Here is a 25,636-nt window from a genome sequence, read left to right on the forward strand (position 1 = left end):
CGCCCGGAGACACGGGGAGAATGAGGGCGTAAGCGGGAGGAAACCGCCGGGGTGGAGGGTGGATGCGGATCGGGATCCTGGGGCCGCTGCAGGTGGCCGGGGTCGCGGTGAACGGCGCCCGGGTGCGGGCGCTGCTGGTGCGGCTGGCGCTGGACCCCGGTCGCGTGGTGACGGCGGACCAGCTGATCGGCGACCTGTGGCCGGACGAGACGCCGGCGCATCCGGTCGCGGCGTTGCAGTCGCTGGTGTCCAGGGCGCGGCGCGAGGCGCCGGGGATCGTGTCGTCGCGTCCCGCCGGGTACGCGCTGGACGTGCCGGCCGGCGAGGTGGACGCGTGGGAGTTCGAGCGGCTCGTACGGGCCGGTGAGGCGCGGGCGGCGCTGCGGCTGTGGCGGGGGGCGGCGCTGGCGGACGTGGCGGGGCTGCCGTTCGCGGCCGGACCGGCGGCGCGGCTGGAGGAGCTGCGCCTGACGGCCCTGGCCACGCGGATCGCCACCGACCTGACCGAACACGGCGGTGCGGGTGGCCGGGTCGAGGAGGTGGTGGCCGAGTTGCGGGCGCTGGTGGCCGAGCATCCGCTGCGGGAGCCGTTCCACGCCCTGCTCGTACGGGCGCTGACGGCGGCGGGGCGGCGGGGGGAGGCGCTGGAGGCGTTCGAGCGGGCACGCGCGGGGTTGGCGGACGAGCTGGGCGCGGACCCCGGGGCGGAGCTGCGGCAGGCGCATCTCGCGGCTCTGCGTGACTCTCCCCCCGAAGCGGCGGGGCCTCCGGAGAGCGCGCGGGGCGGGCGGCTGCCGGCTCGGGTGACGAGCTTCGTGGGGCGCTCAGGCGACCTCTCCCGGCTCCGTGCCCTCCTCACGGCCGCGCCGGAGGGGGACGACGGCACGGCCGCGCCGGAGGGGGACGACGGGACCGCCGCGCCGGCGGAGCACGGCGTGCGGCTCGTGACGCTGGTCGGACCCGGTGGGGCGGGGAAGACGCGGCTGGCCGTCGAGGCGGCCGCCACGCTCGGCGGCGCGGTGTGGCTGGTCGAGCTGGCCGCCGCCTCCGGTGTCCTGGACTCCCTTGAGGGTGTGCTGCGCACCACCGACCCCGTGACGGCGCTGCGGAGCTTTCGCCGGCCGCTGGTCGTGCTGGACAACTGCGAGCACCTCATCGACGAGGCCGCGCGGGTGACGCAGCGGCTGCTGGGCGCGGTGCCGGAGCTGCGGGTCCTGGCCACCAGCCGGGAGCCGCTGGACATCCCCGGCGAGACGCTCCACCGGGTGCTCCCGCTGGAGGAGGCGGCGGCCGTGGAGCTGTTCCAGGACCGGGCCGCCGCGGCGCGGCCGGACGTACGGGTCGAGGCCGGGGACGCGGCGCGGATCTGCCGCGAGCTCGACGGGGTACCGCTGGCGATCGAGCTGGCCGCCGCCCGGCTGCGGACCATGTCCGTCCCCCTGCTGATGAGCGGGCTCGGGGACCGGCTGTCCTTCCGCGGCGGCCGGACCGCCGAGCCGCGGCACCGCACACTGCGCGCGGTGATCGACTGGAGCTGGGAGCTGCTGTCGGACGCGGAGCGGGAGCTGCTGCGCGCGTTCACGGTGTTCGCGGGCGGCGCGGACGCCGAGGCGGTCGCGCGGATCTGCGGCGAGCGGGGCGGCGCGGCCGGAAGCGGCGGCGAGGGCGGCGTGCTCGAGGTGCTCGCCTCACTGGTGGACAAGTCGCTCATCGGCGTCTCCGGTGACCGGTACACGATGCTGGAGACCATCAGGCAGTACGCCGCCGCCGACCTGCCGCACGTGCGCCGCGCCCACGCGCGCCACTACACCGCGCTGGCCGAGGCGGCCGGTCCCGGGCTGCGGACCGGCGGGCAGCTCCACTGGCTGGCCGTGCTGGACGCCGAGCAGGGCAACCTGGACGCCGCGCTGGAGCACACCGACGACCCGCTCCGGCTCCTCCTGGCCCGGTTGTGGCCGTGGATCATGCGGGGGCGGCGGCGCGAGGCGGCCGAGCGGGCGGCCGAGGTGCTGCGGCGGGTGGGCGACGTGCCGCCCGAGGGGCGGGAGCTGGCCCACGGGCTCTGCCGGGTGATCATGGGCGAGGAGCCGCCGGACGCCGTCCGTCTCTCGGACCATCCGGCGGCGGTGACCTGCTTCGCGCTCATACCGGCCCCGTTGCCCGGCAGCGTACGGCTCGCCGAGGAGGCCGCCGAGCGCCTGCGCGACCACCCCGACCCGTGGACGAGGGCGGCGGCGGCGCTGGCGTGCGGCCTGGCGCGGTTCGAGTTCGGCTCGGCGGCCGAGGCGGGTGAGCCGCTGCGGACGGCGCTGGCCGGGTTCAGGGAGACCGGCGACCGGTGGGGCCTGTCGTTCACGCTGCACTGGCTGTCGCTGGCCGCCGAGAACGAGGGTGACCACGCCGAGGCCGTGGCGCTGGCCCGGGAGGGCGAGCGGCTGGCCGGGGAGATCGCCGGGCTGGAGTCCCCTGCGGGGCCGATGCTCTTCCTGTCCCGGCTGGGGCGGCTCCAGGCCCGCACGGGCGACCTTGCGGGGGCCGTCGCCACCCTGGCCAGGGCCGAGGAGGTGGCGAGCGGAGACCCGGGCGGCGACGCCGTGGCGTACGCCCGGGTGCTGCACGCCAGGGCGGAGGTGGCCCGGCGCTCGGGTGATCCCGGCGCGGCGGCCCGGCTGCTGCACCGGGCCCTGGAGTTGCTGCCGGGCGCGCCTGCCCAGTTCGAGGCGCTGGTGCACGTGGAGCTCGCCCGCGTCTCGGCCGACCCCTGGCCGCCGCTGCGCCGGGCCCTGGAGCTCATGGCCGCCTCGCCGGACCGTACGGTCCGCGCGACCGTGCTGGAGGGCACGGCCGAGCACTGTGACCCGGAGCTGGCCGCCGAGCTGGCCGGGGCGGCGGGAGCGCTGCGCGGCGGAGCCGGGGCGGGCGACCCCGCGCTGCTCGCCCGCTGCCGTCACGCCCTCGGCGAGGCCGGCCTTCGGCGGGCGCTGACCAGGGGCGCCGCGATCCCGCACCCCGAGCGGTACGCTCTTCATCACCGTCGGTCGCCACCATAGACGCCGGTCGCCGAGACAGGTAGCGGACGATCTTCCGTCCTGGCGCGTTATGCGCGAGTGTGGAGGGCACCGTTCTCGGCTATGTGAGGAGACCAGTGGCCGACTCAGTCACGCTCGACGCGCGGGGCAGCGACTTCGCCCGCCTTTCCAGGAGGATCGCGGAGGCCGGCCTGCTCGACCGGCGCCCGGTCTACTACGCGGTGCGCACCTGCCTCGCCACGGCCGCCTACCTCGGGGGGTGGGCCCTGTTCTGGTGGGCCGGCGACTCGTGGCTCCAGCTCCTCGTCGCCGCGGTGCTCGCCGTGGTCTTCGCGCAGCTCGGCTTCCTCGCCCACGACCTCGGGCACCGCCAGGTGTTCCGTACGCGCCGGCCGAGCGACATCATGGGGCTCCTGGTGGGCAACCTCGGCATCGGCCTCGGCTGGGGCTGGTGGACCGTCAAGCACAACCGCCACCACGCCAACCCCAACCACGAGGACCACGACCCCGACGTCTCGCCGGCGGTGATCGTCTGGTCGACCGACCAGGCCCGGCGCAGCCGGGGACTGCCGCGGTTCGTCGCGCGCCGGCAGGCGTTCCTGTTCTTCCCGCTGCTGACGCTGGAGGGATGGCACCTGCACGTGGCCAGCTTCCGCGCCCTCACGAACCCGGCCCTCAAGCGGCGCGGCACGGAGCTGGCGCTGCTGGTGACGCACTTCGCGGTCTACTTCGGCGTGGTGTTCGCGACGCTGTCGCCGGTCAAGGCCGTGGTGTTCCTGATCGTCCACCAGGGGCTGTTCGGCCTCTACCTGGGCTCCACGTTCGCCCCCAACCACAAGGGCATGCCGATCCTCACCAAGGACGACAAGCTCGACTTCCTGCGCAAGCAGGTGCTGACCTCGCGCAACGTCAAGGGCGGACCGGTCGTCGACGTGCTGCTCGGCCAGCTCAACTACCAGATCGAGCACCACCTGTTCCCGAACATGCCGGCGCCCAACCTGCGGCGCGCCCAGCCGATCGTCCGCGACTACTGCGCGGAGATCGGGGTCGACTATCTGGAGACCGGTCTGCTCGACTCGTACGGCCAGGCGCTGCGGCACCTGCACGACGCCGGCGCGCCCCTGCGCTCGGCCCCCGCGAGTTCGTGAGCCGCGCTCCGAAGGGACTTCAGTTCTGCCCGAGGCGGCGGCGCAGCTCGTCGCGCCGCCGCTCCAGATCGGTGATCAGCTGCTCCTGATCGTCCGCCATGGCGATCATGGTGCCGATCTCAATCGGGTCGGTCGCCCCCAGCTCGCCGATCTGCCGGCGGATGTCCTTGTTCTCCGCGCGCAGCCGCGCCAGGTCCTCCTCGACCTGCCGCAGCTCCTCATCAGTGCTCATCCTCCTGATCTACCCAGCCGGAAGCCCGCCGCACGTCGCCGCGAGGGACGTCGGCGCAGCTAGTGAGATTGCGGTACAAAATAGGCGTCATGCGCGGATCGCGGGCCGGGACGGCCATGTCGCTCGGTGTGGTCGCCGTCGTGCTCGGCGCCACGCTGGCCATCGCGCTGTTCGAGCAGGGCCCCGAGCCGAACGCCCTGGACCTGCTCCTTCCCCTCGCCGCCGGGGGCGCCACGCTCGCGCGGCGGCGTCATCCCGTGGCCGCGCTGATCGTCGTGACCGCCACGGTCGTCGCCTACTACCCGTTCGCCCGGCTCGACGGACCGCTGCTGATCCTCATGTTCGTCGTCCTCTACACGACCGCCGACCGGGGTCACCTGGCGGCCGCCATCGCCACGGGCGCCGCCTTGCTGCTGGCCCTCGGGTACGGCGAGAGCGGCGACGTCCGGCACATCGACGACGGCACGTTCGTCTCCATCATGGGCTGGGTGGTGGCGTGCATCGCGTTCGGCGGCGTCACCCGTACCCGCCGCGCCTACCTGGAGGAGGCCGAGCGGCGCGCGATGGAGGCCGAGCACGGCAGGGAGGAGGAGGCCAGGCGGCGAGCCGGCGAGGAGCGGCTGCGCATCGCCCGTGAGCTGCACGACGTCCTCGGCCACAACATCTCCATGATCAACGTGCAGGCCGCGGCGGCGCTGCACGGGCTGAAGAAGCGGCCCGAGGACGCCGAGACGGCGCTGCGCACGATCAAGGAGACGAGCAGGGAGACGCTGCGCGAGCTGCGCACCACGCTGGGCGTGCTGCGGCAGGTGGACGAGGAGGCGCCGACGGCCCCGCCCGACAGCCTGGCGCGCGTGGACGCCCTGGTCGCCGCCTCGGGACTCTCGGTGCGCACCGAGCTGTCGGGGCCGCTGGACGGCGTGCCGACGGAGATCGACCTGGCGGCGACGCGCATCGTCCGCGAGGCGCTGACGAACGTCTCCCGCCACTCCGGGACCGACGAGGCCACGCTCACCATCACCAACGAGTCCGGACATCTGGTGATCCGGGTGGAAGATGATGGCCCCGGGGCCACGTACACGGAGGGCAGCGGCTTCGGCGTCCAGGGCATGCGCGAGCGCGCCACGGCGCTGGGCGGCACCCTGGAGGCGGGCCCCCGGCCCGAGGGCGGCTTCCGCGTCGTCGCGGACCTCCCCCTGAGATCCCCGTTTCCCCTGGACGGAGCCCGATGATCCACGTACTCCTGGCCGATGACCAGACCCTCGTGCGCGCCGGGTTCCGGTCGATCCTGAGCGACGAGGACGACCTGGACGTGGTCGCCGAGGCCGCCAACGGCGAGGAGGCGGTGGAGCAGGCCAGGCGGCACCGCCCCGACGTGGTGCTCATGGACATCCGCATGCCGCGGCTCGACGGCCTGGAGGCGACCCGCAGGATCGTCGCCGACCCCCGGCTCGACGGCGTCAAGGTGATCATCCTGACCACGTTCGACCTGGACGACTACGTGTACGGGGCGCTGCGGTCGGGCGCGAGCGGCTTCCTGGTCAAGGACACCGAGCCGGCCGAGCTGATCCACGCCGTGCGGGTCGTGGCCCGCGGCGACGCGCTGATCGCCCCCTCGATCACGCGCCGGCTGATCGCCGAGTTCGCCGGCCGGGTCAAGCGCCCGGAGCCGGGGCCGCGGCTCAACGCGCTGACCGAGCGCGAGCGGGAGGTCATGTCGCTGGTGGCGGCCGGGCTGTCCAACGACGAGATCGCTGCCCGGCTCGTGCTCAGCCCCGCCACGGCCAAGACCCACGTCAGCCGCATCATGACCAAGCTCGCCGCGCGGGACCGGGCCCAGCTCGTGGTCATCGCGTACGAGGCCGGCATGATCACTCCCGGCTGGCTCACCCCCTGACGCGCCGGCCGGCCGTACACCCTGGGTGGTACGGCCGGCGCCGCCGGACACCCGGTGGAGTACGCCAGGTGCCCGCGCCCGCATGACGCGGCGGCCCGAGCCGTCACCGCAGGCTGTGCGCCATGGACACCGTGGACCTCGCCCGCTTGCAGTTCGCCCTCACCGCGGGGGCGCACTTCCTCTTCGTCGCGCTGACGCTCGGCCTCGCGACGCTGGTGACCGTCGTACAGACCTGGGCGACGATCACCCGCAGCCCGGTCCACCTGCGGATGACCAGGTTCTGGGGACAGCTCTACATCGTCAACTACGCGATGGGCATCGTCACCGGCCTCGTGATGGAGTTCCAGCTCGGGATGGCGTGGAAGGGGCTGACGGAGTTCGCGGGCAACGCGTTCGGCGCCTCGCTGGCGATCGAGACGCTGGTGGCCTTCTTCCTCGAATCCACGTTCCTCGGCCTGTGGATCTTCGGCTGGGACAAGCTGAACCGGTGGGCCCACCTGGCGACCATCTGGATCGTGACGCTCACGGCGTACGCCTCGGCGTTCTGGATCCTCGTCTCCAACGGCTTCCTCCAGAACCCCGTCGGCTACGAGCTGGCGGACGGCGTGCTGCGGCTGACCGACTTCGGGGCGATGGTGGCCAACCCGGCGGCCCGGGTGGCGTTCTTCCACGTGCTCGGCGGCGCCATGATCACGGGCGGCTTCTTCATGGCCGGGGTGAGCGCCTACCACCTGCGCCGGCGCACCGCCGAGCAGGACTTCTTCCGCAAGTCGCTGCGGATCGGCATCGGCGTGGCGCTGCCCGCGACCCTGTTCACCGCGACGTTCGGCGGCCTCGGCTTCCAGACCCTCCAGCCGGCCAAGGCCGCCGCGTGGACGGGGAACGCCGAGCGGCTGGCCGCCGCGCAGGCCGAGATGGCGGCGGCGCACGGCCCCGGCGACTACCTGCCGCCGGCCGGGTGGGTGCAGGCCGGGGCGATGACGATGCTGATCGCGTTCGCGGTGATGTTCTTCTTCTCCGGGCTGAGCGCGCTGCTCATGCTGTTCCGGCCCGCGGTGCGGGGCCTGCGGGTGTGGCACTGGCTGCTGACCCTGATGATCCCGCTGCCGTTCGCGGCCATGCTGGGCGGCTGGGTGTTCCGCGAGATGGGCCGCCAGCCGTGGGCGGTGTACGGCCTGCTGACCACGGCCGAGGCGATGTCGCCGGTCACCGGGGCGCAGATGAGGCTCTCGCTGACCGCGTTCGTGACCGTGTTCGCCGTGCTGATCGCCACCAACTACTGGCTGCTGGCCAGGATCGCCCGGCGCGGCCCGGACGCCGCGACGCTCGGCGACCGGCCGATCGAGACCCCCGCCCCCGCCCTGTCCTTCTGACCCGCCTGAGGAGCCCGTCATGGAGATCTTCATCCTGGCCTTCTTCGCGCTCGGCTACCTCGTGCTGGCCGGAGCCGACATCGGCGTCGGCATGGCGCTGCCGTACCTGGGCCGGAGCGCCGGCGAGCGACGCGAGGTGATCGCCGCGATCGCCCCGTTCTTCCTCGGCAACGAGGTGTGGCTGGTGTCCACCGCGGGCGTGCTCGCGGGGTTCTTCCCCGAGCTGGAGGGTGAGCTGCTGAGCGGCGATCCCCTGCTGGTGGTGGCGCTGGTGCTGTCATGGGTGGTGCGCGACATGGGCCTGTGGCTGCGCGGACGGCTGACCCGGGCCGGCTGGCAGGCCCTCTGGGACGGGGCGGTGGTCGCGGGGAGCTGGGGCCTGGCGCTGAGCTGGGGGGTGCTGCTGAGCGACGTGCTGCTCGGCATCAGCGGGCCGGTCGCGGTGCTGCCGGCGCTGGTGGTGGCCGCGCTGTTCGGCACGCACGGGCTGGCCTTCGCCACGCTGCGGCTGCGCGGCGAGCTGCGGCGGCGCGCGGCCGTGCTGTCGGGCGGCTCCGGTGAGGCGCGCACGTACGCGCTGACCGCCGCCGCGCTCGTCGTGATCGGGGTGCTGGCCGGGCTGCGGCTGCCGCTCGTGGCCGGGCCCACGGCGTCACTGCTCACGCCGGTCGTCCTCGCGGTGACGCCGTTCCTCGTGGCCTCGCAGGCGTGGGTCTGGTGGACCTTCCGTCACCGCGTGAGCGGCCCGTCCTATCTGTGAAGGTCCACCAGGGCGGCGCCGCGTCAGGAGGAGCGGCGCGGATGGGTGAAGGAGCTGTCCGACTTCACCGAGGCGTCCTCGGGGGCGACCTCCGGAGGCGAGGCGCGCAGCCACCGGCACCCGTGCGGGCCGAGCGGCAGACGTACCGCCCCCTTGTCCGAGACCTCGGTCGTGCCGTCCACCAGCAGATCGGTGAGCCGGTAGTTCGCCAGGCCGTCCAGCTTCAGCTCCACCTCCTCGGCCGTCCTGCCCAGGTTGTGCAGGACGACCACCGACGCGCCGTCGGCGTCGCAGCGGTGCGCCAGCACGTGCGGGCTGCCCGAGTCGAGCACCGTGTGGGTGCCCCACGCCAGCTCCGGGCACTCCCGGTAGCGCTCGATGAGGAGCTGGAACCAGCGCAGCAGCGAGTCGGTGTCGCGCTTCTGGTCCGCCACGTTGACCCGTTCCGGACCGAAGGGCCCGTCCGGCATCTTCCGTACGGGCTCGTGCATGCTGAAGCCACCCTCGCTCGACCACTGCATGGGAGTGCGGACCGCCATGCGACCCTCGGCGGCGAGGTTCTCCCCCATGCCGATCTCCTCTCCGTAGAACAGCACAGGCGTGCCCGGCAGCGAGAAGAGCAGGCTGTAGGCCATCTTGGTCCGCCGCAGGTCACCGCCCAGCATCGGCGGCAGCCGGCGGCGCAGGCCACGGCCGAAGATCTGCATGTGCTCCTCGGGACCGAACGCCTGGAAGATCTCCTGACGCTCCTCCTCGGTGAGCTTGTCCAGGGTCAGCTCGTCGTGGTTGCGCAGGAACGTCGCCCACTGGCAGTCCTTGGGCGGCCGGGGCCGCTCCTTGAGCGCCGAGGCGAGCGGCTCGGCCTCGCCCCTGGCCAGGGACAGCCAGGCGCGTTGCATGCCGATGAAGTCGAAGCACATGGTGACCTGGTCGCCGAGCCCCTCGCCGAAGTAGCCCATGAGCTCCTTGTAGGGGACGTTGACCTCGCCGAGCAGCACCGAGTCGCCCTGCCGGCGGGTCATGAAGGCCCGCAGGTCCGCCAGGAAGTCGTGCGGGTCGGCGAGCTTGGGCTCGACGTTCTCGATGAGGAACGGCACCGCGTCCACCCGGAAGCCCGACAGCCCGAGCTCCATCCAGAAGCCCAGGATGCGGGCGATCTCGTCGCGGACCTCGGGGTTGGCCACGTTGAGGTCGGGCTGGTGCCGGTAGAAGCTGTGCAGGTAGTACTGGCCCGACCCCTGGTCGTACTCCCAGATGCTGTCCTCCTTGTCGGGGAAGACCACCTGGCCGGGGTCGTCCGGCTCCTTCTTGTCGGACCAGACGTACCAGTCGCGGCGCGGCGAGTCCTTGCTCCTGCGTGCCTCCTTGAACCACGGGTGCTGGTCGGAGGTGTGGTTGACGACCAGGTCCGCGATGACCCGCAGCCCCCGGTCATGGGCGGTCCGCATGAACTCCACGAAGTCGCCGAGCGTGCCGAGCCGGGGGTCGATGGCGTAGAAGTCGGTGATGTCGTAGCCGTCGTCCTTGTTGGGGGTGGGGTAGAACGGCATGAGCCACAGACACGTCACCCCCAGTCCCGCGAGGTAGTCGATCTGCTGCGTCAGGCCGCGGAAGTCGCCGATGCCGTCGCCGTTGCCGTCCTTGTACGTCTCCACGTCGAGGCAGTAGATGACGGCGTTCTTCCACCACAGATCCGAGGTGTACGTCAATCGCATGGACCGCCGCTACCCACAGGATCGTCCGGAATGCCGGACGCCTCCCGGGGAAGCGGAGATCGCCACTAAGGTCTGACCCACACGATCCCCCAGGAGGGCACGATGAGCGACCACGCGATCACCTTCGACCTGATCGACGTCGACAAGGACGGCCGCATCTCGGCCGAGGAGCTGGTCCGGCTGATGGAGGCCCTGGGGCAGCCGATCAGCCTGGAGCGGGCCCAGGCCGGGGTGGCCCGGCTCGACCAGGACGGCGACGGGCTGATCGACCTGAACGAGTTCGGCGCCTTCCTCAAGGACTGAGCCCGGGGCCGATGCGGCCCCGGGGTCAGGCGGCGTAGAGGTAGACCTGGCCGAAGACCTCGGACAGCGCCTTCAGGTCGGTCGCGGCGTCCACCTCCGGCTTGGCCGGGTCGTAGACCGTGGCCAGGCGGGGGCGGACCGAGGTCAGCTTCTTGAGCTGGTCCCAGGTGGTGTTGGCCGCCCACTTCTCGCCGTACGCGCGGCTGACCTGCCCCTGGCCGTTGTCGTAGCGGCTCCACAGCGTGACGGTCTCGGCGGCGTCGTCCTGCAGCGGGCTCGCCACGTGCTCGGTGATGGCCTTGGTGGCCTGCTCCCCGGTGAGCTGGGGCGCGCCGGGCGCGGCCAGCCCCGCGTCCTCGACGGAGATCTGCGCGTACGCGTCCCACGCCCGGGCGCGGACCTGGATCCACTGGTTGCGCTGCGCCGTGGCGGCGTCGATCTTCCAGGTGGTGTACTCGGTGGCCAGGTGGCCGCTGTCCAGGGCGAGCTGGTCGATCTTGCCCTTGGCCAGCCAGGCGCCGATCCGCTCCGGGTCGAGGAGCGGGTACTTCTGGGTCATCGCGGTCTTGCAGGCGTCGTCGGCGCCGCAGCCGAACAGCGGCACCATCGTGTGCGCGGCCAGCTTGCGGCCCGGGGCGAGCTTGCGCAGCTCGGCCGACGCCTCGTCGACGAACTTGTCCATCTCGTCGGCGCTCTGGAACGTCTGCGCGTCGCCGAGCTGCCGGGTGAACCGGACGCCCACGACGCCCGGCTGCGCGGCCAGGGCGGCGACCTGCTTGGCGGCCTCGGCGAGCTTGCCGCCCTTCCAGTCGTCGGCCAGCTCGGCGTCCACCCACACCCGCAGGCCCGCCGCGACGGCGCTCTTCACGGCCTTGCCGGTGGTGCTCTCCTCAGCCTGGGCGATCTGCTCGGCCGACAGCCCTCCCGGCTCGACGGAGCACTCCTCGCCGGCCTTGCACTCCGGCGTGCCGCCGTCCTCGGCTCCCTCGACGTCCGGGTCGCCCCCGTCGTGCGCCTCGCCGTCGCCCACCCCGTCGGGCGGGGTCGGGTCGCACACGTTGCCCGCGTCGCCGCAGTCGACCCCGATGGAGTCGAGCGGTCCGGCGGCCTGCAGGTTCTCGCCGTCGTTGGACAGCCAGAACCTGGCGATGTCCAGCGCCTCGTCGGGGGTGGCCATCCACCGGCACACGACGTAGGCGGGGGTGTCGCCGGCCATCAGGTCGTTGCAGCTCCGGGGATCGTCCTCCGACCACGCGGGGACGCCGATGCCGAGCAGGGAGAGGGCGAGTCCTATGACGAAGAGCTGCCGCAGTCGAGGTCGCATCGAGGCGCCTTACGTGAGGGGTGATCGTCGGGCATTAGGCACGATATCTGGATGATCAGTGGCGTTCAATGAGATCAGGGCGTCTTGACCGCTTTTCTGACCCGTTTCCCCATCGCCGGATAACCAGAAGACAACCTGACCCGCGCACCGGGAGAATGAGCCCCGTTTGCCGCGAAGCAAGGGGGACCACGTGCGCGGACATCTCGGAGACCTCAGCCTGCTCCGCGACCGGCGGTTCACGCTGCTGCTGGCGGCGCGGACCATCTCGGTGCTGGGCAGCACGTTCGCCCCCGTGGCCCTCGCCTTCGGCATCCTCGGCCTGCCGGGCGCCGACGCGACCACGCTCTCGGTGGTCCTGACCGCCGAGTCGCTGCCGATGGTGCTCTTCATGCTGGTCGGCGGCGTCATCGCGGACCGCTTCCCCCGGCACCTGGTCATGACGGCCGGCGAGCTCACCAACGCGCTGGCCTTCTTCGCCCTGGCCGCGATGATGTTCACCGGATGGACGCCGCTGCCCGCGATGGCCACGGCCGCCGCGGTCAGCGGTCTGGCGACGGCCGTGCTGTTCCCCGCGCTGACCGGCATCATCCCGGAGGTGGTGCCCACCGACCGGCTCCAGACCGGCAACGCCCTGCTCGGGCTGGGCGCCAACACCTCGCGGGTGGCCGGGGCCGTGCTCAGCGGCGGCACGGTGGTGCTCTTCGGCGGCGGATGGGCGCTGTCGGTGAGCGGCCTGATGTTCGCGGTGGCCGGCGTGCTGGTGGCGGCGCTGCGGCTGACACCCGGTGAGCGACCGGCCGGGCCGCGTCACTCGGTGCTGGCGGACCTGCGGGACGGCTGGCGCGAGTTCAGCTCCCGGCAGTGGATCTGGGTGGTCGTCGCGCAGTTCTCGATCATGGTGATGGCCATCCAGGCGGGCCACGGCGTGCTGGGGCCGCTGCTGGCCAAGGAGAGCCTGGGCGGGCCGCTGGTCTGGTCGGCGTTCCTGACGGGCGAGGCGGTCGGCACGATCGCCGGGGTGCTGCTGTCGCTGCGGGTGCGGCCGTCCCGCCCGATCCTGCTCGCCACGCTGCTCTGCCTGCCGACCGCCGCGCCGTACCTGCTGCTGGGGTTCGGGGCGCCGGTCTGGGCGATCGTGGCCGGGTCGTTCGCGCTGGGGGTGTGCTTCGACGTCTTCGGCGTGCTGTGGCAGACCACCATGCAGCGGGAGGTCCCGGCGGACGCGCTGTCGCGGGTCAGCTCGTACGACGCGCTCGGGTCGCTGATGTTCGGGCCGCTCGGGCTGATGCTGGCCGGGCCGGTGGCGAGCCTGATCGGCACCCGGGAGGCGCTGCTCGCCTGCGGCGCGATGGTCGTGCTCTCGACGCTGGCGGCGCTGCTGTCGCCCGGGGTGCGCAATCTGCGCGCCCCGGCCGCGGCTCCGGCCCCCGAGGCCGTCTCAGGCTGACCGCCCGCGGAAGAAGGCGTTGGCCCGCGGCTGGAACATGAGCGACACGGCTCCCAGCACGGCCAGCAGGTGCAGGACCCGGCTGCCGGCGAACACCAGGTCGGCCGGGGCCGCCCCGGCGACGGCGTCCCCGATCGAGCCGCCGGCCAGCAGCCACCGCACCGGCTCGACCACCAGCGACAGCGTGCCGAAGACGCCGAGGCCCACGGCCAGGGTGAGCCGCGCCCAGTTCCGGCCCCGCCCCAGTCGCAGGGCGAGCAGGACGGCCGCCGTGAAGACCCCCAGCCGGAAGACGACGCCCGGCAGCAGCTCGCCGAACGCCGTCCCGGCCGACAGCTCACCGGTGACGGCCAGCACGGCCTCGAACGCTCCGGCCGCGATGGCGAGGATCCACAGCATGGTCGCCGCCTGCACGACGGGCGGCGCCTGGTCCGGCGGGTCGATCCGGCGGGTGGTGGTGGAGATGTTCACAGGGCGCCTCCGTACGGACAGAACGGGTGTCACTCCAGGAGTCTGCGCCGATCCCGCGCCCTGAGCAGGCCCGTCGTCCCCCGAATCGGGGGTACGGCATGCCCCACCCCGGTGACCGGCCGTGGCGATAATCGGACCATGGTCGCTGAATCCGCCCAGACGCTGGAGCGCGGGCTCCGCCTGCTGAGGCTGCTCGCCGACGGCAAGGGCGGGCGCACCCCCACCGAGCTGAGCCACGAGCTGCAGCTCAGCCGTCCCGTCGTCTACCGGCTGCTCACCACGCTGTCGCGCGAGGGCTTCGTGCGGCGCGACGCCGAGGGGCGGGCGCACCTCGGGTTCGGGGTGCTGGTGCTGGCCCAGGCCGTGCAGCCGCTGCTGCGGGCGGCGGCACTGCCCGCGCTGCGGCGGCTGGCCGAGACGGTGGGCGCCACCGCGCACCTGACCGTGGCCGAGGGCGACGACGGGCTGGCCGTGGCCGTGGTGGAGCCGTCGTGGACGCACATGCACGTCGCCTACCGGGAGGGCTCGCGCCATCCGCTCACCAAAGGCGCGGCGGGGCGGGCGATCCTGGCGCTGCGCGAGGGCCGGTCGGACTATCTGGTGACGGAGGGGCAGTTGCAGGAGGGGGCCCGGGGCATCGCCGCGCCGGTCACCGGGCTGCCATGGCTGGAGGCGTCCGTGGGGGTGGTGACGTTCGGGCCGCTGGAGGAGTCGGCGGGACCGCGGGTGGTCGAGGCCGCCGCGGAGCTGGCCGGCGCCCTGGGTTGACATCTCCAGGGCGATGGACGACGGTAATTACGTATAGAGGACGCTGACGTCCGATAAACGGACATTGGTCGGACACTGCTTGGGGAGGGCGGATGCCGTACTACCGCGTCGTGGGCGAGGTGCCCCGCAAGCGCCACGTGCAGTTCAGGAAGCCCGACGGCGGCCTGTACGCCGAGGAGCTGATGGGCGAGGAAGGCTTCTCCTCCGACTCCTCGCTGCTCTACCACCGCCACCTCCCGACGGCCATCGTCAAGGCCGAGGCCGTCACGCAGGACGCCGCCACGCGCCTGGAGCCCAATCTGCCGCTCTCCCCGCGGCACTTCCGCACCCAGGACCTCGCCGGCGCCGGCGACCTGGTCAGCGGCCGCGTCCTGCTGGCCGGCAACGGCGACGTCCGGTTGTCGTACGCCACCACCGACCGGCCCAGTGAGCTGTACCGCGACTCGATGGGCGACGAGTGCGTGTACATCCAACGAGGCCGGGTGCGGTTCGAGTCCACGTACGGCGTCATCGAGGCCGGCGAGGGCGACTACGTGGTCGTGCCGACCGGCACCATCCACCGCTGGGTGCCCGACGGGCAGGTCAACGCGCTGGTGATCGAGGCCGCCGGCCACATCCGGCCGCCCAGGCGCTATCTGTCGCAGTACGGCCAGTTCCTGGAGCACGCGCCCTACAGCGAGCGCGACCTGCGCGCCCCGGCCGAGCCGCTGCTGGTGGACGGTGAGGAGGTGCCGGTGCTGGTCCGCACCCGGGGCGGCCTCACCCGGCTGTTCTACCGCCACCACCCGTTCGACGTGGTCGGCTGGGACGGCTGCCTCTACCCGTACGCGTTCAACATCCGCGACTTCGAGCCGGTCGTGAAGCGGACGCACGCCCCGCCGCCCGTCCACCAGACGTTCGAGGGGCCGGGGTTCGTGGTCTGCTCGTTCTGCCCGCGCCCGCTGGACTTCCACCCCGAGTCGGTGCCGATCCCGTACAACCACCACAACGTCGACTCCGACGAGTTCATGTTCTACGTCGGCGGCGACTACTCCGCGCGCAAGGGCTCCGGCATCGACGTCGGCTCCGTGTCGCTGCACCCGGCCGGCTTCACCCACGGGCCGCAGCCCGGCGCGGTCGAGGCCGTCATCGACGCCGTGGCGCGCGGTGTCACCACCACCAGCGAGATGGCCGTCATGGTCGACACGTTCCGGCCGCTCGACCTCGGGCAGGGGGCATTGTCGTGCGAGGATCCCGGATACGCCTGGACGTGGGCTCGATGAGCACCGCCGTCCTGTTCACCGCCCTGGTCGACGACGCGGGGCTGTTCCCGCCGACGTCCCTGCACATGTCCGACGCGCTGGCCCGCCACCGCCGCGACCAGGAGCACGGCGGCCAGGTGCTGACCCACCGCTTCCTGTGCCCGGCCAGCCGGCTCGACGCGCTGCGCCGCGAGGAGTTCGTCCCCAGGCGCATCGGCCTGATCGTGGACACGCCGGAGATCCCGCCGTTCGAGGACCTGCCGGTCGACATCGTCGAGGTGCCGATGCCGCCCGACACCTCCGTGTCGGCGACGGCCCTCGGCGTGGCCGGCCGGCTGCCGCGCGACGTGCGGCTGTTCGTCGAGGTGCCGGCGCACCGGGTCGGCTCCGACGTGCCGGAGGGCGTCGGGCTCAAGGTGCGCTGCGGCGGCGCGACCTCCGAGGCGTTCCCGCCGGTGGAGCACCTCGCCGTGTTCATCCGGTCGTGCGTGGAGCAGGAGATCCCGTTCAAGGCCACGGCCGGGCTGCACCACGCCGTACGCCACTTCGACCCCTCGATGGGGACCGACCGGCACGGGTTCCTCAACCTGGTGCTGGCCGTCTGCGAGGCCGTCGAGCGGCGCGATCCCGTGCCCGCCCTGCGCACCACCGACGCCGCGCGGCTGGTGGCGCTGGCCCGGCAGGTGGACCCGGAGACGGCCAAGCACGCCCGCCAGCTGCTCGTGAGCTACGGCTCGTGCAACACCGCCGCCCCGCTGGGCGACCTGCGCGAGCTGGGCCTGATCCCCGAATGACCGGCGGCCGACCGCCGGCCGACCGTCGACGGAGCAAGGAGGACGTGTGAGCTGGGGAGTGGACAACCTGCCCTACGGGGTGTTCTCCCGGCCGGGCCAGGCGCCCCGGGTGGGCGTGCGCTACGGCGACCGGGTGCTCGACCTGGCCGCCGCGCTGCACGACGAGGTGTTCGCGGCGCCCACGCTCAACCCCTTCATGGCACGCGGGCGCGGCGCCTGGCAGGCCACCCGGGCGCTCGTCCAGGAAAAACTGACCACCGACATGGCCGTCACCGAGGCCCACCTGATCCCACTGGAGCAGGTACGGCTGCACATGCCGGTCGAGGTGGCCGACTACGTCGACTTCTACTGCTCCCTGGACCACGCCTCCAACATCGGCCGGATCTTCCGCCCCGACGCCGAGCCGCTGCTGCCCAACTGGCGCCACCTGCCGGTCGGCTACCACGGCCGCTCGGGCACGGTGGTCGTCTCGGGCACCCCGATCACCCGGCCGCACGGCCAGCTCAAGGCCGGCGTGTTCGGCCCGTGCGCCAAGCTCGACATCGAGGCGGAGCTGGGGTTCGTGATCGGCACGCCGTCCGCGATGGGCGCGCCGGCCGGCGCGTTCGAGGACCACGTCTTCGGGGTGACGCTGCTCAACGACTGGAGCGCCCGCGACATCCAGGCGTGGGAGTACGTGCCGCTCGGGCCGTTCCTCGGCAAGTCGTTCGCCACCTCGATCTCGCCGTGGATCACCCCGCTGGACGCGCTGCCCCGTATCCCCGGCCCGGCGCAGGAGCCCGAGCCGCTGGAGTACCTGCGCCGGCGGGCCGACTGGGGGCTCGACGTCGGCGTCGAGGTGTCGATCAACGGTGAGGTCGTGTCCCGCCCGCCGTACGCGTCGATGTACTGGACGCCGGACCAGATGCTCGCCCACCTCACCTCCAACGGCGCGTCGCTGCGCGTCGGGGACCTGTTCGCCAGCGGCACCATCTCGGGGCCGCGGCGCGAGGAGCGCGGCTCCCTCATCGAGCTCACCTGGAACGGGAATGATCCGATCAAGCTGGCGAGCGGCGAGATCCGGACGTTCCTGGAGGACGGCGACACCGTGACCCTGAGCGCCACGGCCGGGGGCATCACTTTGGGCGAGGTGTCGGGAACCATCCGATAGGTCACTCGACGTGCTCTCGTCGTGACTCCCCGCTAATCTGGGACCTCCCTTCCCGGAAAGCAGGAGTCAGATGCGGCGCGCCGCGGTCGTCTTTCTCGCCATCCTCTGCCTCGCCGCCCCGCTCAGCGCGGGCTGCGGCTCGGGGAGCGCCGGAGACCCGGCGCCGGTGGCGCCCGCCGTACGCGTGCAGCCGGCCTTCGACACCAAGCGGGCCCGCACCGACCGCGGGCTCGTCGTGCGGGCGCGCGGCGGCAGGCTGGGCGAGGTGCGCGCCCACGCCGGCGGCATGCCGGTGCCGGGGCGGCTCGACGCGTCCGGCACGGTCTGGCGCTCCGACTGGGCGCTCAAGCCCGGCGCCGAGTACACCGTCACGGCCAGGGCCGCCGGTCCGGGCGGCCCTCCGGCCGTCGTCAGGGGCCGGTTCCGCACCCGCGTGCCCGGCCACGCGTTCGGGGTGGCCTCGGCCGTACCGCTGCCCGGCGAGACCGTGGGCGTCGGCATGCCGATCGTCCTCAACTTCGACACGCCGGTCGGCGACAAGGCCGCCGTCGAGCGGGCGCTCCAGGTCACCTCCGAGGTCCCGGTCGAAGGGGCGTGGCGCTGGATGAGTGACACCCGGGCCGTCTACCGCACCCGTACGTACTGGGCCCCCCGGCAACGGGTCACCGTCACCGCCCACCTGGCCGGGGTGCGCGCCGCGCCCGGCGTGTACGGCACGGCCGACCGCACCTTCATGTTCACCGTGGGCCGCGACCAGTCCAGCGCCGTCGACGCCCGTACCCACCAGATGGTGGTCCGGCGCGACGGCGAGATCGTGCGGCGCATGGCGATCAGCGCCGGCATGGGCACCACCCGCGAGTACACCACCACCAGCGGCGTCCACCTCACCATGGACAAGGGCGACCCGGTCCGCATGGTCTCCCCCGGCCGCGACAAGGGCGAGCCCGGCTACTACGACAAGCTGATCGACCACGCCGTCCGCATCTCCGACAGCGGCGAGTACGTCCACGCCCTGAACAACGTCTGGGCCCAGGGGCGCGCCAACGTCAGCCACGGCTGCATCAACGCCCGGCCCGACCAGGCCGCCTGGTTCTACGCCGGCTCCCTGCGCGGCGACCCCGTGACGATCACCGGCACCGACCGCGAGCTGGAGTGGGACAACGGCTGGGGATTCTGGCAACTGCCCTGGGAGGAGTGGCTGCTCGGCAGCGCCATCTACGGTCCCACCGCCACACCACTGTCGCAGCGCTGAATCGGCGATACCGTAGGAAAAAGGGGAACCGGTGGCGGCCCCTGGCCCGTTGTCCTTACAGGAGGGCCGGAGCATGGACGAATGGATCGTCTGGGTGATCCTCGCGGTGGTCCTCGGGGTCGCGGAGATCTTCACCCTCACCGCGGCGCTGGGGCTCCTGGGAGTGTCCGCGCTGCTGACGGCGGCCGGGGCCGCGGTCGGCCTACCGGTGCCGCTCCAACTGCTCGTCTTCGCCCTGTCCTCGACCGCGGGACTGTTCGTCGTCCGGCCCATGGCCATGCGCCACATCCGCCAGCCGCCGTTGCAGCGGTTCGGGGTGGAGGCGCTCATGGGCAAGCCCGCTTACGCGATCACCCAGGTGACCGGGCGCGACGGCAGGATCCGCGTCGGCGGGGAGGAATGGTCGGCCCGCGCCTACGACGAGACCCTGGTGATCCCGGAAGGGGCGACCGTCGACATCATCGAGATCGAAGGGGCCACCGCCCTCGTATATCCCAGGGAGTGAGCATGGATCCGCTGTTGCTGGTCGGGTTGTTCGTCATACTCTTCGCCGTGTTCACCGTGCTCAAGGCCGTGCGCATCATCCCGCAGGCCCGGGCGCGCAACGTCGAGCGGCTGGGCCGCTACCACCGGACCCTCAAGCCGGGCCTGAACTTCGTCATCCCGTACATCGACCGCGTCTACCCGATGATCGACCTGCGTGAGCAGGTCGTGACCTTCCGCCCGCAACCGGTCATCACCGAGGACAACCTGGTCGTCGAGATCGACACCGTCCTCTACTTCCAGGTCACCGACCCCAGGGCGGCCGCCTACGAGATCGCCAACTACATCCAGGCGATAGAGCAGCTCACGGTCACCACGATGCGCAACGTGATCGGCTCGATGGACCTGGAGAAGACGCTCACCTCCCGCGACACCATCAACAGCCAGCTCCGCGGCGTCCTCGACGAGGCGACCGGCAAGTGGGGCATCCGCGTCAACCGCGTCGAGGTCAAGGCGATCGACCCGCCCAAGACCATCAAGGACGCGATGGAGAAGCAGATGCGGGCCGAGCGCGACAAGCGCGCCGCCATCCTCAACGCCGAGGGCCAGCGCCAGTCGCAGATCCTCACGGCCGAGGGCGACAAGCAGAGCCGCATCCTGCGTGCCGAGGGCCAGCGCGCCGCCGCCATCCTGGAGGCCGAGGGCCAGTCGCGGGCCATCGACCAGGTCTTCCAGGCCGTCCACCGCAACGACCCCGACCCGAAGCTGCTGGCCTACCAGTACCTCCAGGTGCTGCCGCAGCTCGCCCAGGGGTCGGGCAACACGTTCTGGGTCATCCCGAGCGAGGTGACCTCGGCGTTGCAGGGCGTGTCCAAGGCGTTCACCGAGTCCCTGCCCAAGTCCGCGGCCACCCGCGACGAGCTGCCGCCGAGCGCGGAGATGGACGAGGAGATCGCCAGGGCCTCGGAGGCGGCGGCCGAGGCGGTCGCGGACGCCCAGGAGGCGGAGAGCCCGAACGGGCCGCGCCAGCTCACCCAGTCGAGCCCGGCGACGGCCCCGTTCCCGGACCTCGACGCCGACCGCGCCCCGGAGCCCCAGCGCAACCACCAGGACCGCTGACCGGCCCTGGTCAGGCCACTTCCAGCAGGCGGCGCACCTCGCCCTCCCGGTGCGTCGCCCTGGCCCGGCACGCCAGCTTGACCGCCGCGTCGGCCAACGCGATGTCACGGTTGGCCTCGGGGATGTCATCACCCATCGCGGTCCGGAGCCACTCGGAGATCTCCGCCCAGGAGTAGAGGGTGATGTTCTCGGACTCGATGAGCGGGGACGGGAACCCGCCGGGACCCCGCTGACCGGCGACGAGCTGACGCAGGCTGGCCTGCGTCCGGTTGCCGTGCCGTCGCGCCGCGTCGCCGAGCGTCACCGCGTCCTCCTCGCCGACGCCTACGGCCCACAGACCGTCGACGGTGCGGATCTGGGCGACGACCGACATGATGGCCTCAAGAAGGCTGCTCGCCTCGCGATCACACATGAGGTACGAACGAGGGCCCCCTACGACAGCGCAGTCATCCAGCCCGGCCTCGAAGAGCCGGTCATACTGATCAGAGTCGGGCTCTCGATTGAGCATGACGCGGAAGTCCCAGACAGTCATGACTTCTCCTCCTGGTCGTCCGTCCAACACGCGGCATGTCGAGCGGCCCACTTTTGGATCTGCTTGGCGTGACCACCGGGATTGCGTGGTGGAGTGGATGGAAAATGGGGCGTCCCCGCATTCGCAGGTGATCCAGCCCCAGCGATGCCCGCCGTGATCCTCCTCAACGGTGAAGGCGCCGTTGACCTTCCGAATCGCTTTCAGCGCCGCGTTGATCTCATTGCACTGGTGCCTACCTCGACCGACCATGTTCTAATCCTGTAACAGTGTCGCACGCCGAGCATGGCACTTCCACTACTGGAACTCCAGCCAACGGCGCGTGCCCGGGTCAGCACACCTCCAGGAACGTCAGCGCCATCACGCCTTCGGCCGCCGACCAGTCGCCGGTCAGACGGTAGGCGTCTGGCCGGCCTCGAAGTAGGCGACCAGCTCCGGGTCCAGCGGCAGGACGTCGTACGGCCTGCCGCCGTCGCGCAGCGACATCGTGGCCTGGTAGCCCGCGGCCACGCTCATCCGGGCCGCCACCGGCGAGGTGTCCGTGACCCCGCCCTCCCGCACGAAGCGCAGGAACTCGGTGACGATGTCCGCGTCCGCGCCCCCGTGGGAGCCCTGGGCGTCGGGCACCCGGTAGGCGATGTCCGCGTCGGCGCGGTAGCCGGTGGGGCCGGTGTTCCACACCTTGACCGTGTCGCCGGGGCCGTCGCCGAAGTTCTCCAGCCGGCCCTCCGTGCCGATGACCGTGTAGTTGCGCACGTAGTCGGGGGTGAAGTGGCACTGCTGGTAGGCGGCGATGACGCCGTTGTCGAGGCGCATGTTCATCACGGACACGTCCTCGACGTCCACGACGTGGTGCAGGTCGCGGCGGGCGGTCGGCGGCCAGTCGTACTCGCGCAGCCACCCCTCCGGCCGCGGCGTGCCCGGCTCGCGGCGCGGCAGGTCGCCGTACACCATGAGGTCGCCGAACGCGCTGACCCGGCTGGTGTAGCCGCCGGCCAGCCAGTGGATGACGTCGAGGTCGTGGGCGGCCTTCTGCAGCAGCAGGCCCGTGGTGCGGGTGCGGTCGGCGTGCCAGTCCTTGAAGTAGTAGTCGCCGCCGTACGAGACGAAGTGGCGCACCCAGACGGTCTTCGGCTCGCCGATGTCGCCGCGCCGGATGATGTCGCGCATCTGCCGTACGACGCCCATGTGCCGCATGTTGTGACCGACGTACAGGCGCGTGCCGGTGCGGTGGGCGGCGCGCAGGATGGCGTCGCAGCTCTCCACGGTGATCGCGAGCGGCTTCTCCACGTAGACGGCCCTGCCGGCCTCCAGGCAGTCGATCGTGATGCGCTCGTGGGTGTCGTCGGGCGTCATCACGATCACGGCGTCCAGGTCGTCGCGGTCGAGCAGCGCACGGTGGTCCTCGGTCACGTACGTGGCCCCGAACACCCCGGCCTGGTGCTTGAGCACGGCCGGGTCGGTGTCGCAGAGGGCGGTCACCGCCGCGCCCGCGCCGGGCCGGTGCGCCGCCCGGGCGAGGCTGGCGCGCAGGCCGAGGCCGATGACGCCGATCCGCAGGTCTTCCACATGGGTCCTTTCTCGGGGTACGGGCACGCTACTTGGAGCCGGTGAACGCGATGCCCTGGATGAGCTGCTTCTGCATGATGACGAACAGTACGATGATCGGCGCGCTGGCCATCAGCGATCCCGCCATGAGCACCGGGTAGTCGGTCATGTGCTCGCCCTGGAGCGCCGACAGCCCCGCCGAGAGGGGCATGCTCTCCGGGTCGGTGTTGACGATGAGCGGCCACATGAGGTCGTTCCACGACCACAGCACGGTCAGCACGCCGAGCGCGAGCAGCCCTGGTCTGGCCAGCGGCAGCATCACGCTCCAGAAGATCCGCAGGGGGTGGGCGCCGTCCAGCCGGGCCGCCTCCTCCACCTCGGCGGGCAGGGTCATGAAGAACTGCCGCATCATGAACGTGCCGAACGCGCTGAACATGCCGGGCGCGATCAGGCCCGGCAGGGTGTTCAGCCAGCCGAGGCTCTGCACGATCTGGTACTGCGGGATGAGGAAGAGCTGGCCCGGCACCATGAGCACCGACAGCAGCAGGACGAAGATGACGTCGCGGCCGGGGAAGCGCAGCCGGGCGAAGGCGTAGGCGGCCAGCGAGCAGAACAGCAGCTGCGCCAGCGTCCGCCCGGTGGTCATCACCACGGTGTTGCCGAGCTGCTGGAGGAACGGCGTCTCGTCGAGGACCTCGGCGAAGTTCGACCACTCGAACGAGGGAACCCAGACGGGCGGCGTCCTGGTGGCCTCGGTGAACGTCTTCAGCGAGGTGAGCACCTGCCAGAAGAACGGCATGACCATCGCCGCCGCGCCGACCGCGAGCACCAGGTGGACGGGCCAGAGGCGACCGTTACGCATAGTGGACCCACCTCTTCTGGACGCGGAACTGGATGACGGTCAGCACCAGCGTGATGGCCATGAGGACCACGGCCATGGCGGCCGCGTACCCCTTGGCGCCCTCCTCGAAGGCCCGCGAGAAGAACAGCGACACCACGGTCTGCGTGTCCTCCCGGGCGGGGTTGCCACGGCGCAGCATGAGGTAGACGAGGTCGAACATCTGCAGGCCGTTGATCACGCTGAGCACCGAGACGAAGAAGACGCTCGGCGACAGCAGCGGCAGCGTGATCCGGAAGAACTGCCGGGCGCGGCCGGCCCCGTCGATCGAGGCCGCCTCGTACAGGTGGGCCGGGATCGACTGCAGGCCCGCCATGAAGATGACGGCGTTGTAGCCGATCTGCGTCCAGATGCCGACCGCGACGAGCGCGTACAGGGCGGTGGACGGCTCGGCGATCCAGGACGTGCCGTGGATCCCGGCGAGGGACAGCAGGTAGTTGATCAGGCCGTAGTCGCCGTTGTAGAGCCAGGTCCAGATCATCGCGACGGCGGCCGGCATGGTGACCACCGGCAGGAAGTACAGGGTCCGGTAGAGCGACACCAGCCGCAGCCCCCGGGTGCCGAGCAGGGCCGCCACCGCGATGGACAGCGGGATGCCGAGCAGGCTCAGGCCGCCGTACAGGAAGGTGTTGCGCAGCGCCTTGGCGTTGGCGGGGTCGGTGAGGAGCTGCTCGTAGTTGCGCAGGCCCACCCAGGTCGCGTCGCCGAACAGCGTCCACTCGGTGAAGCTGTAGTACACCGACTGCACGACCGGCCACAGGTAGAACACGCCGAGGCCCAGCACGAGCGGCGCGATCATCGCGTAGCCCCAGACCCAGTCGCGGTCGCGCAGCCGGCGGCGGGTGGCGGGGCGGACGGCCGCCCGGGTGGCGGCCGCCCTTCCGAGGCTGCTCACTTCTCCTGCGACAGGGCCGCGTTCATGGCCGCCGCGAGTTGCCTGGCGACGGCTTCGACGTCCTGTCCCTCGGTGAACGCCTTGGTGATCGCGTCCGTCTCCAGGCGCGTCCAGGCGGCGGTGTTCTTGGAGACCGGGTACGGCCGGGCATCCGGGACCTGGTCGATGAACGCCTGGAGGTTCAGTCCGGGCATCGACTTCACCCACGACTCCTGGAGTCCCTCGTAGGCCGGGATGACGGCGCCGGCCTCGGCCTGGATGCGGTTGGCCCGCTCGGAGCCGAGGAACTTCACGAACTCCCACGCCTCGTCGGGATGCTTCGTCTTGGCGTAGACGACGTTGGCCAGGCCGTGGATGACGGTCGCCCTGCCCTTGGGCCCGGCGGGGAGCGGGGCGACGCCGGCCTTGAGGCCCTCGGTCTTGAAGTACTGGGAGGCGTCGTAGGAGCCGTCATACCACATGGCGAGCTTGCCGCTCTTGAACATCTCGATGGGGTCGTTGTCGGTCATCTGCTGGACCGTCGGCGAGAGCTTCCGGTCGAGGAGGTCCTTCCAGAACTTGAGGCCCTCGATGGTGGCGGGGTCGTCGTAGCCCGACTTCTTCCTGTCGTCGGAGATCACGTAGCCGCCGGCCTGGAAGATCGTGTTGTAGTAGAGCTCCTGCGACCAGGGCATGGCGCCGATGCCGTGGACGCCCTTGGCCGGGTCGGTCAGCTTCTTGGCCGCCGCGCGGACGTCGTCCCAGGTCCAGGAGGCGTCGGGGTACGTGACCTTGGCGGCGTCGAACAGGTCCTTGTTGTACCAGAGGCCGATGGTGTCGAAGTCCTTGGGGATGCCGTACTGCTTGCCGTCGAGGGTGTAGAGGTCGACCAGCGACTTGGGGTACTTGCCGAGGTCGAGCTTGTCGGCGGCGATCCGGTCGGACAGGGGCATCAGCGCGCCCTGGGAGGCGTACAGGCCGATGCGCGGGCCGTTCATCCAGAAGACGTCGGGCGCCGTGCCGCCGGCCGCGGCGGTCTGGAGCTTGGTCCAGTACTCCTTGTTCGGGGTGAACTGGAGCTTGACCTCGATGTTCGGGTGGGTCTTGGTGAACTCCTGGACGATCTTGGTCATCGCCTGGCCCTGGTTCTCGCTGTCCCAGTAGGCGTAGGTCAGCGTCACCTTGCCGCCGGAGCCGCCCCCGTCAGACGAGGAGCATCCCGCGAGTCCTGCCACGAGCGCACCGGCGCACATCAGCGCCCTCATCTTGCCTGTCATGTCG

General features: G+C 71.8%; 24 protein-coding genes. 15 read left to right on the top strand and 9 right to left on the bottom strand.

What is annotated here, in order from left to right; all coding sequences use genetic code 11:
• Positions 1-62 precede the first annotated feature (62 nt).
• On the top strand, positions 63-3,050 hold the full coding sequence (locus AB0H64_RS27160; protein ID WP_357629811.1) for a BTAD domain-containing putative transcriptional regulator: 2,988 nt from the start codon (positions 63-65) through the stop codon (positions 3,048-3,050).
• Positions 3,051-3,145: 95 nt separating this feature from the next.
• A complete protein-coding gene (locus tag AB0H64_RS27165; protein ID WP_357629813.1) occupies positions 3,146-4,177 on the top strand; it encodes an acyl-CoA desaturase in 1,032 nt (343 codons plus the stop codon).
• A gap of 19 nt (positions 4,178-4,196) precedes the next feature.
• Here the strand turns inward: AB0H64_RS27165 and AB0H64_RS27170 are convergent, their stop codons facing one another.
• Positions 4,197-4,409, bottom strand: a complete 213-nt coding sequence (locus AB0H64_RS27170; RefSeq protein WP_357629814.1) for a hypothetical protein — start codon at positions 4,407-4,409, stop codon at positions 4,197-4,199.
• Between the two features lie 89 nt (positions 4,410-4,498).
• Here AB0H64_RS27170 and AB0H64_RS27175 point away from each other — a divergent pair, with 89 nt between their 5' ends.
• From AB0H64_RS27175 to AB0H64_RS27190, 4 genes are all read left to right on the top strand, one after another.
• Entirely contained in the window at positions 4,499-5,641 is a 1,143-nt protein-coding gene (locus tag AB0H64_RS27175; RefSeq protein WP_357629816.1) for a sensor histidine kinase, read from the top strand.
• The gene (locus tag AB0H64_RS27180; protein WP_357629819.1) at positions 5,638-6,306 is read left to right on the top strand and encodes a response regulator transcription factor; all 669 of its coding nucleotides are present in this window, start codon (positions 5,638-5,640) and stop codon (positions 6,304-6,306) included. Before AB0H64_RS27175 ends, AB0H64_RS27180 begins: the two co-directional genes overlap by 4 nt.
• Before the next feature lie 122 nt (positions 6,307-6,428).
• Complete coding sequence (locus AB0H64_RS27185) at positions 6,429-7,679, top strand: cytochrome ubiquinol oxidase subunit I (protein ID WP_357629822.1); 1,251 nt, start codon at positions 6,429-6,431, stop codon at positions 7,677-7,679.
• A gap of 19 nt (positions 7,680-7,698) precedes the next feature.
• Complete coding sequence (locus AB0H64_RS27190) at positions 7,699-8,439, top strand: cytochrome d ubiquinol oxidase subunit II (RefSeq protein WP_357629824.1); 741 nt, start codon at positions 7,699-7,701, stop codon at positions 8,437-8,439.
• Positions 8,440-8,462: 23 nt separating this feature from the next.
• On the opposite strand, the gene AB0H64_RS27195 is transcribed toward AB0H64_RS27190, so the two are convergent.
• Complete coding sequence (locus AB0H64_RS27195; RefSeq protein ID WP_357629826.1) at positions 8,463-10,154, bottom strand: alpha-amylase family protein; 1,692 nt, start codon at positions 10,152-10,154, stop codon at positions 8,463-8,465.
• Positions 10,155-10,256: 102 nt separating this feature from the next.
• Between AB0H64_RS27195 and AB0H64_RS27200 the strand changes: the two genes are divergently transcribed.
• Entirely contained in the window at positions 10,257-10,457 is a 201-nt protein-coding gene (locus AB0H64_RS27200; RefSeq protein ID WP_310715583.1) for an EF-hand domain-containing protein, read from the top strand.
• 25 nt (positions 10,458-10,482) lie between these two features.
• Here the strand turns inward: AB0H64_RS27200 and AB0H64_RS27205 are convergent, their stop codons facing one another.
• Complete coding sequence (locus tag AB0H64_RS27205) at positions 10,483-11,781, bottom strand: hypothetical protein (protein ID WP_357629828.1); 1,299 nt, start codon at positions 11,779-11,781, stop codon at positions 10,483-10,485.
• 190 nt (positions 11,782-11,971) lie between these two features.
• Here AB0H64_RS27205 and AB0H64_RS27210 point away from each other — a divergent pair, with 190 nt between their 5' ends.
• Entirely contained in the window at positions 11,972-13,228 is a 1,257-nt protein-coding gene (locus tag AB0H64_RS27210; protein WP_357629830.1) for an MFS transporter, read from the top strand.
• Here AB0H64_RS27210 and AB0H64_RS27215 read toward each other — a convergent pair.
• Positions 13,220-13,699: a hypothetical protein gene (locus AB0H64_RS27215; protein ID WP_357629833.1), complete on the bottom strand. Its 480-nt coding sequence runs from the start codon at positions 13,697-13,699 to the stop codon at positions 13,220-13,222. The genes AB0H64_RS27210 and AB0H64_RS27215 overlap by 9 nt on opposite strands.
• 138 nt (positions 13,700-13,837) lie before the next feature.
• Here AB0H64_RS27215 and AB0H64_RS27220 point away from each other — a divergent pair, with 138 nt between their 5' ends.
• From AB0H64_RS27220 to AB0H64_RS27250, 7 genes are all read left to right on the top strand, one after another.
• Positions 13,838-14,467, top strand: coding sequence for a helix-turn-helix domain-containing protein (locus AB0H64_RS27220; protein WP_357629836.1), 630 nt, complete (start codon positions 13,838-13,840; stop codon positions 14,465-14,467).
• A gap of 92 nt (positions 14,468-14,559) precedes the next feature.
• Positions 14,560-15,729 (top strand): homogentisate 1,2-dioxygenase domain-containing protein, encoded by a 1,170-nt coding sequence (locus AB0H64_RS27225; protein WP_357629839.1) that lies wholly within the window; start codon positions 14,560-14,562, stop codon positions 15,727-15,729.
• Complete coding sequence (locus AB0H64_RS27230; RefSeq protein WP_357629842.1) at positions 15,726-16,502, top strand: hypothetical protein; 777 nt, start codon at positions 15,726-15,728, stop codon at positions 16,500-16,502. Before AB0H64_RS27225 ends, AB0H64_RS27230 begins: the two co-directional genes overlap by 4 nt.
• 46 nt (positions 16,503-16,548) lie before the next feature.
• Positions 16,549-17,652 (top strand): fumarylacetoacetase, encoded by a 1,104-nt coding sequence (gene fahA / locus AB0H64_RS27235; RefSeq protein WP_357629844.1) that lies wholly within the window; start codon positions 16,549-16,551, stop codon positions 17,650-17,652.
• A 70-nt stretch (positions 17,653-17,722) separates the two neighbouring features.
• Positions 17,723-18,904 (top strand): Ig-like domain-containing protein, encoded by a 1,182-nt coding sequence (locus tag AB0H64_RS27240; RefSeq protein ID WP_357629847.1) that lies wholly within the window; start codon positions 17,723-17,725, stop codon positions 18,902-18,904.
• A 73-nt stretch (positions 18,905-18,977) separates the two neighbouring features.
• On the top strand, positions 18,978-19,409 hold the full coding sequence (locus AB0H64_RS27245; protein WP_357629850.1) for an NfeD family protein: 432 nt from the start codon (positions 18,978-18,980) through the stop codon (positions 19,407-19,409).
• 2 nt (positions 19,410-19,411) lie between these two features.
• Entirely contained in the window at positions 19,412-20,506 is a 1,095-nt protein-coding gene (locus tag AB0H64_RS27250; protein WP_357629852.1) for an SPFH domain-containing protein, read from the top strand.
• A 10-nt stretch (positions 20,507-20,516) separates the two neighbouring features.
• Here the strand turns inward: AB0H64_RS27250 and AB0H64_RS27255 are convergent, their stop codons facing one another.
• The 5 genes from AB0H64_RS27255 to AB0H64_RS27275 all read right to left on the bottom strand — a co-directional run bounded on the left by AB0H64_RS27255 (position 20,517) and on the right by AB0H64_RS27275 (position 25,632).
• Entirely contained in the window at positions 20,517-20,879 is a 363-nt protein-coding gene (locus AB0H64_RS27255; protein ID WP_357629854.1) for a hypothetical protein, read from the bottom strand.
• Positions 20,880-21,425: 546 nt separating this feature from the next.
• Positions 21,426-22,604, bottom strand: a complete 1,179-nt coding sequence (locus AB0H64_RS27260; RefSeq protein WP_357629857.1) for a Gfo/Idh/MocA family oxidoreductase — start codon at positions 22,602-22,604, stop codon at positions 21,426-21,428.
• Between the two features lie 28 nt (positions 22,605-22,632).
• On the bottom strand, positions 22,633-23,445 hold the full coding sequence (locus AB0H64_RS27265) for a carbohydrate ABC transporter permease (RefSeq protein WP_357629860.1): 813 nt from the start codon (positions 23,443-23,445) through the stop codon (positions 22,633-22,635).
• Entirely contained in the window at positions 23,438-24,376 is a 939-nt protein-coding gene (locus tag AB0H64_RS27270) for a sugar ABC transporter permease (RefSeq protein ID WP_357629862.1), read from the bottom strand. Before AB0H64_RS27270 ends, AB0H64_RS27265 begins: the two co-directional genes overlap by 8 nt.
• Positions 24,373-25,632, bottom strand: a complete 1,260-nt coding sequence (locus AB0H64_RS27275; RefSeq protein WP_357629865.1) for a sugar ABC transporter substrate-binding protein — start codon at positions 25,630-25,632, stop codon at positions 24,373-24,375. Before AB0H64_RS27275 ends, AB0H64_RS27270 begins: the two co-directional genes overlap by 4 nt.
• Positions 25,633-25,636 lie beyond the last annotated feature (4 nt).

Source organism: Nonomuraea sp. NPDC050733 (assembly GCF_040654215.1).
In the GTDB taxonomy this organism is placed as follows: Bacteria; Actinomycetota; Actinomycetes; order Streptosporangiales; family Streptosporangiaceae; genus Nonomuraea.

What these genes read in the sequence shown, in the direction of transcription:
- AB0H64_RS27160 (WP_357629811.1), top strand. Translation starts at nt 63, where the DNA reads ATGCGGATCGGGATCCTGGGGCCGCTGCAGGTGGCCGGGGTCGCGGTG.
- AB0H64_RS27170 (WP_357629814.1), bottom strand. Translation starts at nt 4,409, where the DNA reads ATGAGCACTGATGAGGAGCTGCGGCAGGTCGAGGAGGACCTGGCGCGG.
- AB0H64_RS27175 (WP_357629816.1), top strand. Translation starts at nt 4,499, where the DNA reads ATGCGCGGATCGCGGGCCGGGACGGCCATGTCGCTCGGTGTGGTCGCC.
- AB0H64_RS27180 (WP_357629819.1), top strand. Translation starts at nt 5,638, where the DNA reads ATGATCCACGTACTCCTGGCCGATGACCAGACCCTCGTGCGCGCCGGG.
- AB0H64_RS27185 (WP_357629822.1), top strand. Translation starts at nt 6,429, where the DNA reads ATGGACACCGTGGACCTCGCCCGCTTGCAGTTCGCCCTCACCGCGGGG.
- AB0H64_RS27190 (WP_357629824.1), top strand. Translation starts at nt 7,699, where the DNA reads ATGGAGATCTTCATCCTGGCCTTCTTCGCGCTCGGCTACCTCGTGCTG.
- AB0H64_RS27195 (WP_357629826.1), bottom strand. Translation starts at nt 10,154, where the DNA reads ATGCGATTGACGTACACCTCGGATCTGTGGTGGAAGAACGCCGTCATC.
- AB0H64_RS27200 (WP_310715583.1), top strand. Translation starts at nt 10,257, where the DNA reads ATGAGCGACCACGCGATCACCTTCGACCTGATCGACGTCGACAAGGAC.
- AB0H64_RS27205 (WP_357629828.1), bottom strand. Translation starts at nt 11,781, where the DNA reads ATGCGACCTCGACTGCGGCAGCTCTTCGTCATAGGACTCGCCCTCTCC.
- AB0H64_RS27220 (WP_357629836.1), top strand. Translation starts at nt 13,838, where the DNA reads ATGGTCGCTGAATCCGCCCAGACGCTGGAGCGCGGGCTCCGCCTGCTG.
- AB0H64_RS27225 (WP_357629839.1), top strand. Translation starts at nt 14,560, where the DNA reads ATGCCGTACTACCGCGTCGTGGGCGAGGTGCCCCGCAAGCGCCACGTG.
- AB0H64_RS27230 (WP_357629842.1), top strand. Translation starts at nt 15,726, where the DNA reads ATGAGCACCGCCGTCCTGTTCACCGCCCTGGTCGACGACGCGGGGCTG.
- AB0H64_RS27240 (WP_357629847.1), top strand. Translation starts at nt 17,723, where the DNA reads ATGCGGCGCGCCGCGGTCGTCTTTCTCGCCATCCTCTGCCTCGCCGCC.
- AB0H64_RS27245 (WP_357629850.1), top strand. Translation starts at nt 18,978, where the DNA reads ATGGACGAATGGATCGTCTGGGTGATCCTCGCGGTGGTCCTCGGGGTC.
- AB0H64_RS27250 (WP_357629852.1), top strand. Translation starts at nt 19,412, where the DNA reads ATGGATCCGCTGTTGCTGGTCGGGTTGTTCGTCATACTCTTCGCCGTG.
- AB0H64_RS27255 (WP_357629854.1), bottom strand. Translation starts at nt 20,879, where the DNA reads ATGTCGGTCGTCGCCCAGATCCGCACCGTCGACGGTCTGTGGGCCGTA.
- AB0H64_RS27265 (WP_357629860.1), bottom strand. Translation starts at nt 23,445, where the DNA reads ATGCGTAACGGTCGCCTCTGGCCCGTCCACCTGGTGCTCGCGGTCGGC.
- AB0H64_RS27275 (WP_357629865.1), bottom strand. Translation starts at nt 25,632, where the DNA reads ATGACAGGCAAGATGAGGGCGCTGATGTGCGCCGGTGCGCTCGTGGCA.